Origin of the sequence: Streptococcus sp. SO4 (genome assembly GCF_030440055.1) — a bacterium.
Classification (GTDB): Bacteria; Bacillota; Bacilli; order Lactobacillales; family Streptococcaceae; genus Streptococcus; species Streptococcus nidrosiense.
Genome location: NZ_JAQFJI010000007.1, coordinates 1 through 14,786, shown reverse-complemented (window position 1 = coordinate 14,786; position 14,786 = coordinate 1). Strand labels below are relative to the sequence as shown.

Annotated in this window: 10 protein-coding genes and 3 pseudogenes; 5 read left to right on the top strand and 8 right to left on the bottom strand. The window is 31.7% G+C overall.

From position 1 onward, the window contains the following. Positions 1 to 809: 809 nt before the first annotated feature. Together PCY08_RS05340 and PCY08_RS05335 are read left to right on the top strand one after the other, a co-directional pair. Complete coding sequence (locus PCY08_RS05340; protein WP_301559680.1) at positions 810 to 1,145, top strand: helix-turn-helix domain-containing protein; 336 nt, start codon at positions 810 to 812, stop codon at positions 1,143 to 1,145. A gap of 2 nt (positions 1,146 to 1,147) precedes the next feature. After that, the gene (locus PCY08_RS05335; protein ID WP_301559679.1) at positions 1,148 to 1,573 is read left to right on the top strand and encodes an ImmA/IrrE family metallo-endopeptidase; all 426 of its coding nucleotides are present in this window, start codon (positions 1,148 to 1,150) and stop codon (positions 1,571 to 1,573) included. Between the two features lie 148 nt (positions 1,574 to 1,721). Here PCY08_RS05335 and PCY08_RS05330 read toward each other — a convergent pair whose 3' ends face one another. From PCY08_RS05330 to PCY08_RS05320, 3 genes are read right to left on the bottom strand one after another with little or no spacing between them, the layout of a single operon-like run. Continuing rightward, on the bottom strand, positions 1,722 to 4,040 hold the full coding sequence (locus PCY08_RS05330; protein ID WP_301559678.1) for a hypothetical protein: 2,319 nt from the start codon (positions 4,038 to 4,040) through the stop codon (positions 1,722 to 1,724). Positions 4,041 to 4,050: 10 nt separating this feature from the next. Beyond that, entirely contained in the window at positions 4,051 to 5,097 is a 1,047-nt protein-coding gene (locus PCY08_RS05325) for an RNA helicase (RefSeq protein ID WP_301559677.1), read from the bottom strand. Continuing rightward, positions 5,079 to 6,668, bottom strand: a complete 1,590-nt coding sequence (locus PCY08_RS05320; protein WP_000625580.1) for an ATP-dependent endonuclease — start codon at positions 6,666 to 6,668, stop codon at positions 5,079 to 5,081. Before PCY08_RS05320 ends, PCY08_RS05325 begins: the two co-directional genes overlap by 19 nt. A gap of 415 nt (positions 6,669 to 7,083) precedes the next feature. Between PCY08_RS05320 and PCY08_RS09980 the strand changes: the two are divergent. Continuing rightward, positions 7,084 to 7,272: pseudogene (locus PCY08_RS09980) on the top strand (ImmA/IrrE family metallo-endopeptidase); the annotation flags it as partial. 182 nt (positions 7,273 to 7,454) lie between these two features. Here the strand turns inward: PCY08_RS09980 and PCY08_RS05315 are convergent. Next, positions 7,455 to 8,435, bottom strand: a complete 981-nt coding sequence (locus PCY08_RS05315; protein ID WP_301559676.1) for an N-acetylmuramoyl-L-alanine amidase family protein — start codon at positions 8,433 to 8,435, stop codon at positions 7,455 to 7,457. Positions 8,436 to 8,453: 18 nt separating this feature from the next. Further along, positions 8,454 to 9,707, bottom strand: coding sequence for a trypsin-like peptidase domain-containing protein (locus PCY08_RS05310; protein ID WP_301559675.1), 1,254 nt, complete (start codon positions 9,705 to 9,707; stop codon positions 8,454 to 8,456). Positions 9,708 to 10,006: 299 nt separating this feature from the next. On the opposite strand from PCY08_RS05310, the pseudogene PCY08_RS05305 reads away from it, so the two are divergent. Continuing rightward, positions 10,007 to 11,235 (top strand): annotated as a pseudogene (locus PCY08_RS05305) (IS110 family transposase). 155 nt (positions 11,236 to 11,390) lie between these two features. Here the strand turns inward: PCY08_RS05305 and PCY08_RS05300 are convergent. Further along, entirely contained in the window at positions 11,391 to 11,561 is a 171-nt protein-coding gene (locus tag PCY08_RS05300) for a PhrA family quorum-sensing system peptide (RefSeq protein WP_268717994.1), read from the bottom strand. Between the two features lie 190 nt (positions 11,562 to 11,751). On the opposite strand from PCY08_RS05300, the gene PCY08_RS05295 reads away from it, so the two are divergent. Continuing rightward, the gene (locus tag PCY08_RS05295) at positions 11,752 to 12,615 is read left to right on the top strand and encodes a helix-turn-helix domain-containing protein (RefSeq protein WP_301559674.1); all 864 of its coding nucleotides are present in this window, start codon (positions 11,752 to 11,754) and stop codon (positions 12,613 to 12,615) included. Between the two features lie 290 nt (positions 12,616 to 12,905). Here the strand turns inward: PCY08_RS05295 and PCY08_RS05290 are convergent, their stop codons facing one another. Continuing rightward, on the bottom strand, positions 12,906 to 13,082 hold the full coding sequence (locus PCY08_RS05290) for a hypothetical protein (protein ID WP_180364268.1): 177 nt from the start codon (positions 13,080 to 13,082) through the stop codon (positions 12,906 to 12,908). A gap of 986 nt (positions 13,083 to 14,068) precedes the next feature. Further along, positions 14,069 to 14,401 (bottom strand): annotated as a pseudogene (tnpA, locus tag PCY08_RS05285) (IS200/IS605 family transposase); the annotation flags it as partial. Positions 14,402 to 14,786 lie beyond the last annotated feature (385 nt).

The following is a 14,786-nucleotide window of genomic DNA, read 5'->3' as shown; positions in this document are numbered from 1 at the left end:
TTTTCTACAAATAAAAAAGCCAGTTACCCAACTGACTTTAAAAATAATAATTCATTTTTGTATGCTATCTTTTGAAATATCTATTCATTGATTGTTAAAAACTATATAATCTTGCACATAAATTTTGAAGAACTCTTTATCACCTCATTTCCTATTGTTAATTCACATAAAAGAATACAACTATATTCTCTTGTGAAAACTAACAATAAAGCTTATTGTTAATTTTCTAATCAGTAAAGATTTTTCTCTAATGTCTTTACTGATTCCTGATTATTTATATGCTCATATCTTCGCATATTTTCAGCTTCTAAGCCTACTACCTTCGCCAAAGTCACGAATTTAAGAATAACTCAATATCCCCTCTTTCTTACCTAAAGGCATTAGCAAAAGTTAATCACTCAACTTTCACATACCGACCATACGACATATAGACTTCACTATCTCTCTCTAGCTACTTTCTACGAAGTATCATTGACTATCCCCAGCCGTCAGTTCCCTTTACTTATCTACTAAGGTGAAAGGACGAAATACCCAACGTGATCTTAATAAAAGATTAGTAGATATAAAAACTAGAACTACTAACAGCCTTGACTTTTAACCATAAATCACTTATAATAAAGTTGCAACATCAATTATTCGTGTTTGGTCAGTGTAAATCATTGCCTGACACGTTTTTTTATTAAATTTTCAAAGTTCAATCACCATAGAAAATGTAATCATCTGATTACATCGACTATTATATAATCAAATGATTACTTTGTCAAGACTTTTGTAAAATAATTTTATTATTTCTTATTACGGTACTTATTATGGAATTTAAAGATAGATTAAAAGCAGTTCGACTGAACAATAAACTCACTCAAAAAGAGGTTGCAAACCACTTCCAAACTTCACCCCAAAGTTATGCCCAGTGGGAGAAAGGGCTAAGAAAACCATCAGCAGAAAATCTTCAGAAACTTGCAGATTTTTTCAACGTTTCAACTGACTACCTTTTAGGGAAAAATGATTTTCCTGAACCTGATTCGGATATTGATTTAGATACTGCTATTGATAATTCAGTCGCTTTCGATGGTACGCCTATCACAGATGACGACCGAGAAATCATCAAAAATTATCTGAAAGATTACTTCGCAAATAAAAAATAAGTATGAATCTAAATAAAGTTATAAAAGAGATTGAGCAATTAAACTGCCAAGTTGTCATTCTTGACAACTTATCCTGTAAGGGGAGATATGTACTTGCAAATAACAAACACTTTATTTTCCTTAGTTCCGATACAACAGATATTGAAAAAATAAATATACTTCTTCACGAAAAACACCATCTCATTAATGATGATTGTAACAACTCTTTATCTCAGATCGATACTTTTAAAAATCATATTGAATCTGACACTGAAAAAAGAAGAATCCTTGATTTTATGAGCCTAGTAAATAGTGAATACCCAATTGATGAAAGTTTTAATTATCAAAACTATATTTCGAATGCAGAAATTCCAGTAAAATATGAAAACTATGTTAAAGAAATAGCTAGACAATTTTATAATGATAACAAAAAAAATAACATTATCTGATGATAGTGTTATTTTTTGACTCTATAAAATTTGTAGAAATTTAATCCATCACATAGATTATACAATTTTTCAAACACATATAAAAACGCCCTTGAATTTATTTGTAATTACAAAAGATAGAATCACACTCTGATTCTATCTTAAAACTCTATACAAATTTGATTTTTTCTGGAGAACCAAGAGATGTAAATATTATACTCTCTGGAAAGACATAGTTATGTTTAAAAATATAATCAATTAACATTCTAGTCGATTCTGGATAGTTTTTAAAATATTCTTTATAAGCTTTATCTCTATATATGACACTTTGTTCCATCACAGAAATATATGAGGTGTTAGCATTACAGCTTGATTCTATACAATATTTCATAACATATTGTGACAAACTTTCTGAGTCTACTCTAGTTTTATCTCCCTTTTTATCTAAATATTCAATAATTGTATTAACTGGTTCAATGATATAATGAGTTCGTCGAGCTTGTAAAATAATATCAGACCAGTTCTTTATATACTCTGGCGCTTGATTGCTTAAAAAATTTTTTAAATGTCTAAAAATAGACTCTATTAAACTAAATGTATAGAAACCATCAACTGGGAAATATGTTGCCAATACTGATTGACTTCCTAACCCGAGAAACATATTTCCAATATTTAAATAGTGAGCATCCAATACCTGAGTCTGACATGCTCCCAATATTGTGACAGCAGGTACAACTTTTATATTATTTTCTAACTCAATCATATCAATTTCATCATCGCCAATATGAAGTTTACCAATCTGATCTGGTTGATTTCTACTCACTTCAGGCATACTACCATGTCCATAGTAAATAAAAAAAGTTGAAGGGTTTTCATTCATCGTACGAATAAAATCAGTTTTATTTTTAACTTCATAGTAATTAACACAATGTTTAGGAAAATACTCTTTTAGTAGCTCTCCCAATTTTTTTCCATTTTTATATAATGTATCATTAGGGTTAAGTGCATTAATAATTAAAAATGATACAGTAGCTTTTGGAATTTTTATTAGTAAATTATGCTTTGCTGAGTTTACTAGCGTATTACCAGGAATAATTGGCAATCTGCTGATTGATTTTATTAAGCCCAGAGGAGTATCTTTATATTTAACCCATTCAATTGGTGCATCTGTAATGAATTTTATATGCTTCCCATATTTGACAAGTATATCAATAAACTCATCATCTAATGATAACTTTAACTTCTCAGATATTTTATGGAAATTATTATTAAATTTTTCAATTTCTGAGAAATTGGCATTCTTCATTGTATTTTTAAACATATGGGAATACCAAACTGTTATGTCTTGCGAAGGTAAGTTAGGTAAACGCACATACGGAGATTTTGTATCTAGTGTAAAATTAAGGGATAAAGAATCTAAAATTGAGTTTTCTGATGCTCTATCAGAAATGATTCTCAGCATTGTTTCGAAATCTTTGCCACCCCCTATTCCATAATATCCTGAAAAATCATATATCTGCCTCAGAACAGGTTTAGATAGTCGTAACTGAAACTCTCTATTTAGTAAATCAACACTTGTTTTATTTACCATCGGCAACACAAATACCATATCTGTACGATAAACTATTTCGTCAAATTTTTCAAAAAAATAATCCGATAGATTTAAAAAATATTTTTCAAGAATATCCAAGTCTAAATCTGCAGTATCTATTGAATCATCCCATGTCCTTATAATTTCAATCAAAGAATCAATTCCTTTTTCATGTTTTGCAAGATATATGATATACTTTTCTGCAATTAGGAGCTTTAAATAATATTTCAAATCACTTATCGCTTGTTCCTCTGCCACTAGTTTTCCTTCTGTTGTTGGGTTATCAAATGGTTTTGGTTCCTGCCTATTTTCAAATATAGATAGGTACAAACCTCTATTACGATTGATTGCAATCTCTAAAGGTCGCAAAAAGTGCTTATGAGGTATGCTAATCGGCTCAATTTTTGTTTTATCAGAGATTGTAACTTTATTATCTAATATCTGACTAGCATTAATGCTATTTTTTTCAACAATCAATTGTAGTTTGCTGAAAGGAATATCTACTCCATCTGTTAAAAAAATCACAGGTAGTGTTGTTTCTTGTATTTGTTCAATAATAGGATGATCTTTTAATTCTTCAGGAATGAAAACGCAGCCTAAAGGAGTTTGTTTAATTAAATCTATAATACCCTCTGTATTCTTAATTAACAGCTCTATGTTTATGTATTCCGTAATATAATTTGGTTCCTCAACAAATGAGGATAGAGGCCAAGGAAGAACTAACTCTTCAAAACTTTTAGGTATATGAGCAACTAAATACCTTGATTGAGTATGAGTCACAATGTTCCTATTAAAACGATAGGAGAATGTGTCTCTCTCAATAAAATTTGGATTATCATGATTATTTGTAGTTAAAAAATAACTTACAAATGGTATGTTTAAAAACTGTTCTGTCATAATATTTCCTTTACTTTATCTTCTTATAATCTATGATATCTTTTTGATTTACAAAATATAGGTTTCCCCTCGTACGTGTACACGCAACATAAAATTTACTTTTGGTTTGTGAAGAAAGTTCATTCAAGCGATCAGCTGCGAATAATTTGTATGATGTTGGATTTAATACTACACAAACATTGTCATATTCAGAGCCTTTACTATCCCCCCAATTCTGACTCTTGCATTCATAATCATAAGATTTTTGATAAAAAAGTTTCATAATATTGTCATCTGTCATTATTGATTCTATTTTTTTCTGTGAATCGATAAGAGTAATTTGGGAAGAAAGCTTTTCTTCTCGCTGTGATAAAATTTCAATAGCTAAATTATCAACAATAAAGTCACAAACTATTTTGGGACAACGATAACTTTTTGACAAACTCGATAAATCAATTTCATATCCTGAATCAGAAATAACTTTTAACCAATTCTCAAAACTCGAATGGATCCCTTTTCCTTTATTACCTCGCCTTGAAGTACTAAAGGTTTTTTGATAATAATCTCCAAATAAAAATACTTCTGCATTAAGATTACTTAAACTTAAAAGCCAATCAAAATCATCTGACTCAAAATCCTGACACTCATCTACATAAATACAATCAAAAAATTTATCAATTCTATCCAAATATGAATTATCAAATCTAATTTCTTTCCTCTTATAGATTAATGAACCCCTTAATAGAGATTTAGAAAGTTGATTCTGAACAATTCTTCCAGTATTATCTATAGCAGTCTTATCAAATTTTCCTTGAGTTTTATAATCAAAATTTATTCCTTTTGGTCGTTTCCCTAAATATGGCACTAAGCAAAAACTATAAAGAAACTCAAAAACACCAAAAATAAAAGTAGACTCAGGAATGTAGCCAAATTTTTCAATCAACTTTGCTCTGATTGTATTCTGGTTCGTCTCTGTATACGTAAGGATAAGATTTCTTTTTTGAGGATCAATACTTTCAATTATTTTAGTTGTTTTGCCACTTCCAGCAACAGCATGAATCAATCTTTTATTATCCATTCAATCGCCTCTTTAATATAATTGGGTATAATAAATTTTTCCCTTATATTATCAGTTTCCATTTGTTCTAGTAATCTCAGTGCAAATTCAGCCTTTTCCCTGAGCATGTATTCTAATAAATCATTAGATTTGGTTAATCCTGAAGACTCTAATAAATCCGAGTTACAATTATAAATGCATATCTCAAATGTTCGATTATCATTATCTAAATCAGAAGAAACTTTTATATTCTGAAATTGTTGATAAGAACTATATTTTGACTGTACTTTACTTTCGTAATCACCATCATTATCCGTGATAACTACTACTTTTTTATCAGTAAAGTTAGTTGCAATTTCTAAATACCTCTCAAAACTTAATCCATCTACAGAAATAATTGATACATTAAATTCTTCAGGCTTTTTGGAGTGGAGTATTTCGAAAAACTTCTCTACTAAAATATACTCAGCATTCCCCTCAACAAGAATTATCTTCTTACCTAGAGAGAAGTTCAATAAATTTTGATTAGTAGATTTCTTGAAAAATCTTACAGTATCTTTTTTCAAACCTTTAAGTTTAGATATCTGACCATTATCTAAAAAAAGAAGATTGTCTACACCCAATCTTGAAGCAATCATATTTGAATGAGTCCCAATAAAAACTTGAACACCTGTATTTGAACTTAGCATTCTAACCAATTTCTGGAGGTTTTGGAAGCTCAAATGATTCTCAGGTTCCTCAATAAGTAGTATTTTAACCGTTTCCTTGAGATGACTGTATGCATTTTCAACACCTAATAATACCTTTTCTCCTTGCCCTAAATTTTTTATATCTACACCATTTTTTACAGCTGATACTGAATTTCTAAATGAATTTTCTGATTCGTCAAAATGAAGTTGGAATTCTGAAGCATTCTCCTTCAACAGTTCATCCTTCCTTAAAGTCTTTAAAAAATTAAATGAATTTATCCTGTATTGATGATTAACTTTTGCTCTATTCTCAGCTGATATATTATCCAAATAAACCTCATGAATACGTTTTTGAATTTCTTGTTGTGTATCAATAAGACTTGTATTTATCATTGAATGTAGAAACTTATATGGTTTGTTGTAAGAGGAATAGGTTTTCCCTGAAAATGTCAAAAATTCAACTCTATAAAACTCAAATGGAAAGACTGTCCATTTACTATCATTTAAGACAGAAGTAATTTCAGCTATATAATCTTGATTGGGAATTATTTTTAATGAAAGTCCAAAAGCTTTGATTTTTTGAGAGTTATGTTTCCCTTCAATATTGAAGTTAGAGGAAATTTCAGTACTTAATTCATCAAAATAAATCTCAATGAAGACCTCAGGGAGCTGATTTATATCCCTTGTACCCATAAATTCTAAAATCGCTTCTTGATTAATGATACTAGACAAACTACTTCTTTCAATTTGACTGTGACTACCACTCAGCACTAAACCAATTCCGTATAATAGAGTTGATTTCCCAGCACCGTTCTCCCCAACAAAAATATTAACTTCAGAATTACAAGTAAAATCAACATTCTGATAACGTTTAAAGTTTTGTAATATTATTCTTGATATCATACAGACTACCTAAACCTCGCATATTAGTTTGAATAGTTATTTATTAATATTATATCACATAAATGGTGTTAATTTTTCAAAATTGTAATTACAGATAAGATGAATATTGCTTTATTCTTGCATCTTAAAAAGATTTTGACATAATTGTTGCATAATAAAGCAATAGGAGTTTTAGCTTATATTTTTTAGTATTCATCTTAAAGAGCACATAATAGATAAACACTATTCCCAATCTGAGCTATCTAATCTATTAAAAATCAATAGAGCTTCGTACAACAAGTGGTAAAGTAGTAAATCCGTTCCAGATCAAAAAACTCATTCTGCTCTTGCAAGAACACTTGATGTTCCAACAACATATTTTGAATCAGTATACAAGATTATGATCCCCTATCTTCAGCTCTCTTAAAAAAAATAAGATTCTAATACTGAAAAAAGAAGAATCCTTGATTTTATGAGTCTAGTAAATAGTGAATATCCAATTGATGATAGTTTCAATTACCAAAACTATATTTCTAATGCTGAAATTCCAGTAAAATATGAAAATTATGTTAAAGAAATAGCTAGACAATTTTATAATGATAACAAAAAAAATAACATTATCTGATGATAGTGTTATTTTTTGACTCTATAAAATTTGTAGAAATTTAATCCATCACATAGATTATACAATTTTTCAAACACATATAAAAACTTCCTTAAAATTATTTTGAATTACAAAAGAGAGAATCAATCTGACTCTCTCTTTTACTATGTTAAGTATCAACTACAGTTTACTATTAGCTTTCATTACTTAACCCATTCACCATTATAGTTTACGTAGTAACCACCTACTGTAGTATTAACAGCTAAAGCACCTGAGCTATAGGCATAGTACCATTTACCATTGGCTTGGAACCAACCTGTCTTCATATCTCCATTACTTGCATTTAGGTAGTACCATGTTGAACCATCTTTCACCCAACCGGTAGACATTGCACCTGATGAACGAAGGTAGTACCAACTGTTAGAAACATAAGCCCAACCTGTCTTCATATCACCATTTTGAGCATCTAGATAATACCAAGTTGAACCATCTTTCATCCAACCAGTTGCCATAGCACCTGATGAACGGAGATAATACCAGTTATTACCTAGATATTGCCATCCTGTTTGCATTGCAGCAGTTGTTGTATCTAGATAATACCAGCTTGAACCGTCATATATCCAACCTGCACGTCTTTCACCACCAAGATAGTCTTTTCCTAAATAACCTGTTTTTGCTAAGTAGTACCAGTTGGATTGATCATAAAACCAACCTGTCTTTAACGAATGATCTTCATCAAAGTAATAATTTGCATATTTAAGAACTTCAGGACCTTCAAATGGTTCACCATACTCTTTGCCAACATTTAATGAATCCTTAGCATCTAATTCCTTCCAACCAACATATTCTTGGAGACTTCCATCTTGTCCAAAATAGTACCACTTGTGTTGAAGGCCTATTTCATTAACTGGTTGGTTATCTAATAAATTATCACGATAACCTGTTCCAGGAATTTCTAAGTATTGCCATCCAACTACCATTTCTCCTTTATTACCAAAATAGTAAGTTTTTCCGTCTATTTTATGCCAATAGATTGCTTTATGATCATCTTTTACATAATATTTTCTATTGTCCTTATCAACAAATTGGCCACCTGTGGTATCTGCAAATACTGTATTTGTAGCTAACAAACCAAAGAAAAATGCTGTTAGTCCAACTTGCATAGTTTTTTTCAAAAGTTTCATTTATATACCCCTCCAATATTAGATCCACTCACCAGATGAAGCGAAATTATAAACTTTACCATCGATAGTTTGGCTACCTGTAACCATTGCTCCAGAGGAGTTGAGATAATACCAATTTTCTCCTACTTTTATCCAACCTGTTTTCATATCTCCATTAGTAGGATCTAAATAGTACCATGTTGAGCTATCTTTATACCAACCAGTCTTCATGTCACCATTGGTCTTATCTAAATAATACCATCTTCCTCGTACATATTTCCAACCTGTGGACATTGAACCAGAGGTTTCAAGATAATACCATTTGCCATTTATACTTTGCCAACCTGTTTGTTTAGTACTGTTCTTATAATAGTACCATGTACCACTAATCAATTTCCAACCATCAATAGAATGTCCTTGAATAACAGAGTAGATAAATGATAAAGCCTTTTCATTTAACTTAACAGCAGAATTCATCTGTCCAGCAGAACTACCAGACACATGAACACCAATCAATCTAAAACTGCTGTCATATACGCCAGCTCCACTAGCACCTCCTAGAGTATCTATTTGATACATTAGAAAATCTCCAGTATCTTTTACAATATCCTTAGAGTCAGTATACATTTGCTTAGCACTATTTACAGCAGGATATCCAGTAATAGTAGCCCTTGTACCTGAAAGATTCCCTAGGTTATTCGGAAGCCCCAGTGTACCTAATTGAGCGCCAATTGGTTCTTCCAAAATCAAAACTGCTAAATCATACGTAGTAAGCTCATTTGAAGCTGTGTTTTGAAATTCTTTTAGATAACGAACTTCTTTTACCTTTATTTTTCCTACAGGATTTTCGTTCGGAGTAGCCGCAGGGATAACATATACAGAATCCGCCTCTGTTCTAGAATCACGATCATAAACAACATGAGCTGCTGTAACCAAAACATTATCTCTTATGAAACTAGCACTGCCTCTAAAACTAGCATTCATACTATTAAATTCTGCTTCTACGTAAGCTGATGTAGAATAAGGATACTGTAAAGTATTCCCAATCTTAACTAAATCATTGTTGCCAATAATGACTTCTGACTGATCTGTATAATATTTACCATAAGTCGGTGAAATATCTGGAAGGGAAAAATTATTAGTTCCTGGACTCTCTTGTAAAGTTTCACTTACCTCATATTCTTCACCTGTATTAGAAATAACAGTCAAAGCAGATACTGTAGATAACTGACTAGCCAATAAAATACTAGCAATAATTGAAATACCGAATTTGCGATAAAATGTTTTCTTCATTTTTATAATTCATTCCTTTCGTTTCACTCAAGGCACAACACAGAATAAAAAAGTGTTGTGCTCTTTATTTTGTTTTATAATAATAGTGAGAAAGCCTATCACTACTACAAATCACGGGGAGGGGAATAAGTGAGTGGTATAGCCACTACCTCGCATTTTTATAGGTGTCATTCTTTCCATCAAGCACAACTAACTGTGACTAGGAGCACGTAAACTTATAATTGAATAAGCGACTCGTTTGTGAAAGGAAAGGATAGTCAAGGGATAGGCAGACTCAAATTTGGTGAAGGGAGACTCTCGTGTTAAAAATTATTTATCCTAATTGTTGTGGTATTGATGTGCATAAAACCTTTGTTATATAGGTTATTACCATCACCGACAAGCAAGGAATCACAACCTACCATCGTAAACGTTTCTCAACTTTTACAAATGGTTTAGTACAGCTACGAGATTGGCTAGAATACTATTCTTACTTTGATGTCTGTATGGAATCCACAGGTAAATATTGGATGCCTGTCTTCAATATCCTTGAAAAATCCTGCAACATTTGCTTGGCTCACCCCAAGTATGTCAAGGCTATCAGAGTAAAGAAGACCGATAAGAAAGATGCACAGTGGATAGCCGATCTCTTAAAGCATGACTTGGTTGCTTCTAGCTTTATCCTACCTCTTAAAATCAGACAACTCCGAGATCTGTTTCGCTATTTCATAAAATTAACACAACTTCAAGTTAGCGAGAAGAATCGTTACCAGAACTGTCTGACTTGGTCTAATTTTCAGATTGCAAGTATAGTTTCTGATGTGTTCGGAAAAAGTGCTCAGGCTATTATTCAGAGCATCCTTGACAATCAAGAGGAGAAACCAGACATTAAACAGTTGGTTCACAAACGAATGAGGATAAGGTGCAAGACTTGAAAATCGCTATTGAAGGTGATGTGACACCTGAACAAGCTGAGAAAATCAGAATCATCAAGCAACACTATGATGCACTTGCCATCTGTAAAGAAGATTTAGAAACCATGATTCGGAAACTCGGACAAGAACACCAAGAACAGGTCAAGCTAATCCAAACCGTGTCTGGTTTCAAAGAGGAACTATCTGCCCTCAGAATACTCTCTGAAATCGGAGCTGATATGACTGTTTTTAATACTGCGGATAAACTCTGTTCTTGGTCTGGATTAGTTCCTACCAACAATGAAAGTGCAGGAAAGAAATTTTCTACTCGTATTTCGAAAGGCGGTCACTATCTAAAACCTTTTCTTGTTCAAATAGCTAACGCCGTGGTTAAATCAGAGAAGCACCCTGAATTACGAAATAAATATCTCAAACTCAAGAAAGGATGCGGGCATCAAAAAGCTATCATCGCTATTTGTCGCAGATTATTGGTTGCCATCTACCACGTACTTTTAAAACAGGAGAGTTATAATCCAAGATTACAAGGTCTTACAGAAATAAGAAATCCAGATAAGACAATGTCTCTTCAAGACGCTATTCGCTTCGCACAGAAACATGGATTTAACGTGCTTTAATTTTAAAATTTAGGTGTCAAGACCTCTTTTTAGTATACCCAAAATTTGGAGAAATAAGCAATCAACTAATTTTTATTTTTTTTAAACTTGCCCCTACAATTTTTTATGAATAATAAAAGCGAATATACTAGAGACTAATTCTATTCCATTATTCTTTAATCTGCCTTTCCAACATCAAGTCCATTCGATCTTTCTTGTGATTGTACTCGAACTTCCAATTGTCTATTCTTCTGAACAAACTGTTGATAGGGAAGTGTATTACCAAATGCAAGAACACTTAGTAATACAAATATAACTATTTTTTTAATTCCACGATTTTTCCTCATCTTATATTGTGAACCTCCTTTCTTTCCACTCAATTCTAACACGTATATGAAAACTAGTCAAGTTTTTTATGTTACTTTGAACTTTTTTTTATTTTTATTACCATAAAGAATATTTTATTCCTTTAACTTGCTATTTTGAACTAAAAATTTTATAATAAAATTAAGCAAATAGGAAGGTTTATTATCTTTAATGAATACACTCGCAGAGAAATTCAGATTAAAAAGAAAAGAGTTGAGACTCTCCCAACAAACTCTTGCAGAAGGAATTTGTGAACAAAGCCAGATTAGTAAAATTGAAAGAGGTCATTTTATTCCCTCCGCAGACTTGTTATTCAAACTCTCTCAACGACTTGAAGTCCCTTTGGATTACTTTTTCAATGAACAAATCGAAGTTAAGTCTAACCTCTCTAATTTCAAACATCTATCTGCTCGCCTATTAGATGATAGAAATTATGACGATTTAGAATATCTTTATAAAATAGAGGTAGAACGAAGCACTTTTCTAACATTAGAAGACCGAACTTACCTTGAATGGATTAAATCTATAATTGACTTCTATCTATATAATCTTCAGTTTGAGGCCATCTCCTACCTGGAAAATATATTATCAAAAGTATCCTCAACTACTTTAATTTACTTAAAGGTATTGAACACTCTATCTAATTTTTATTCCTTAGTTGGCCGTGAAGAAGATTATGAAAAAAACTACGCTCATCTAATGGAGTTATATCAGACAAAAAATCTGGATTATCAAGAGTTTCTATTTGGTTACATCAGAGTCCGTCACAACTACGCTCACTATTTAGTATCAAAAGAAAAATATAATGAAGCTATTCAAGAAGCACTTAAAACCATTGAACTTTGTAAATTAAAACAAACAAGCTATCAACTAGCTCCTCTGCTTATTCTAGTCGGAAATGCTGGATCGCAATTTCTAGATAAGGAACAGGTTAAAAATTATTATATAGAAGCAAAAGAATTATGCAAGATTTATAACAATCCATTAATGCTAATGAAGATAGAGAATTATTTGAAGGAATTGGAGACTGATTAATTTATCCTATCATTAGAATTCTTCTTAAACTTGAAATAACCTCTAAAGCTAATAACTAGTTTGATTTAGTTTCACATCCTAAATTCGTGGTATTTTGTGGCTTTGTTTTATCAAGTATGTTGGCACATTTCTCTAATCTTCTAACTTTATTCGTAAAGATCAATGACTTCTCCAATATTCTTTGAAACATTTTTACTTCTAGCTCCACCTGTCCAAGTATTATAGCTACTGTCAGATTCATCTTAGCATATTCTTATCGGGCCAGCCTGCGATTTTATAACTCTGCATTATTAAGATTGAATAAAATCTCCGCCCCCTCTATTAAGTTGGACAAGCCCATCTTGATAATCTATAATCATCAACTCCAATTGAGCAATATCTTGAATCATCTCATCCTTAATCTCCTGGTAAGATTTATTATCAGTATCCAGTTCAATCAAAATGTTAAGTTCTGCGATTAGTTTCAAAGGTTGTTCGTCTACGTTTAGGAGTGTGTTTACTATCCTAAGAGAGCTAACGGATTAGTTCACACTCCCTCACATGTGACGATTTAATTCTGAAATTTCTTTATTATAGTAGTCTCTTGTGTAAAGCCACTGTAGGAATTGCTCTGCTCATCATCGTGAATATCCAGGTTACAATTTTCTATTAATACCAAGACGTCTTTTTGTCGCTGTAACTCATAAGACTGAAAAGATCTTCCTTAACCAACTATTCAACCTTATGAGTAATATTTCTCTTCGTAAATTTAGTACTACTCTATCCCAAAAGGTTAAACCATATTCTCAAGAGAAATATAACTACTTAAATTCTACCAACTGTAAGAAGAATGACCCACAGGGTTTTATCAATCATGTATTCATCTCCGCTTCATTTATGATAGACCAAGCATATCAACTGTTGCAGCCTTTCCATCCGATGCACATTTAGCATCATGAACTGGACTCTGCTCAGGAGCTTATGAAAGTACTGGCATAAAGAAATCCTCACACATCACGCAAGGAAATCGATATATCAAACAGGCTTTGCCATGTCAAGATTGATTGCAGCACATTCTAAGGATCCAGCTTTTTCTTCTTTTTACAATCGAATTTCCCAAATAAAAACAAGATGAAGACGTTTATTACATGTGCTCATAAGATTCTTAGAATTATTTACAAACTACTCTCCACCAAGCAAACTTATAAAAATCATGACCACCGTCAAACGGGTGGTTGGTATTAGGACTATAAGCTAAATCACCAGCCAGCGCCTAAAAACGCTGCCTTTCACTTTGTTCAAAGCTTATTGCTCTTGACTCGTTACTTGCCTCTTAAAGAGGCTTTAGTATTACTTATCACTATCCCTAAAGGGATCCTCATATTCATTTATCTAGTACTATATCATGCTTTACTCGTTCCCAAATTTTCATACTTGTGAAGAAATCATCCACTGGATAATTTCTCTCACCTTGAATACATTTCTTAATTGTGGCTTCATTAAGCCCTACTTGTGCCTAAGAAATAACCTTCTGCCCAAAAGTACCGATTCCCAAACTTGTACTTGAGATTGGCGTGTTTATCAAACATCATGAGTGCTATTCTACCTTTTAAATAACCGATGAAACTAGAAATACTTACTAACACAAGTACATAGTCTAGCATTAAGTGACCATCGATAATTTCAACTCCTTTATAACTAATATCTCTCATAAACTACTTCGATATTGATTATAGATGACTTTTCGTCTATACTTAGGCTTGAACATCCTTATTTTATCTCGTTTGGAGTTTTTGGGTATAACCATCGATACGCACCCACATAGTGGGTGTTTTTTTCGTCTCGCACTAGCGGAGAGAGACGAACTGAGAGTCATATAATAAAAAAGCCCGATTCAAAATCATTAGAGAATACAATTCTAAAATTGAAATTTTTCGTTCTAATTCTATGAAATCTTGATTTTCTAATAAATTTGTACTTATTTCCTTCAACCTATACAAATACCCCATTGTTTCAAGTTTGTAATTAAATCAAAAGTATTAGATATGATTTAAAAATCGTGTTTTAAGCTCTCGTTGATCAATATCATAGTTTGCTATTTAATTTTAACTAAAAAAATCATTATACAAATCAATCTACTAAAGATGAATTTATGGTATACTAACGATAATAAATAGTTATCGATAGGAGAA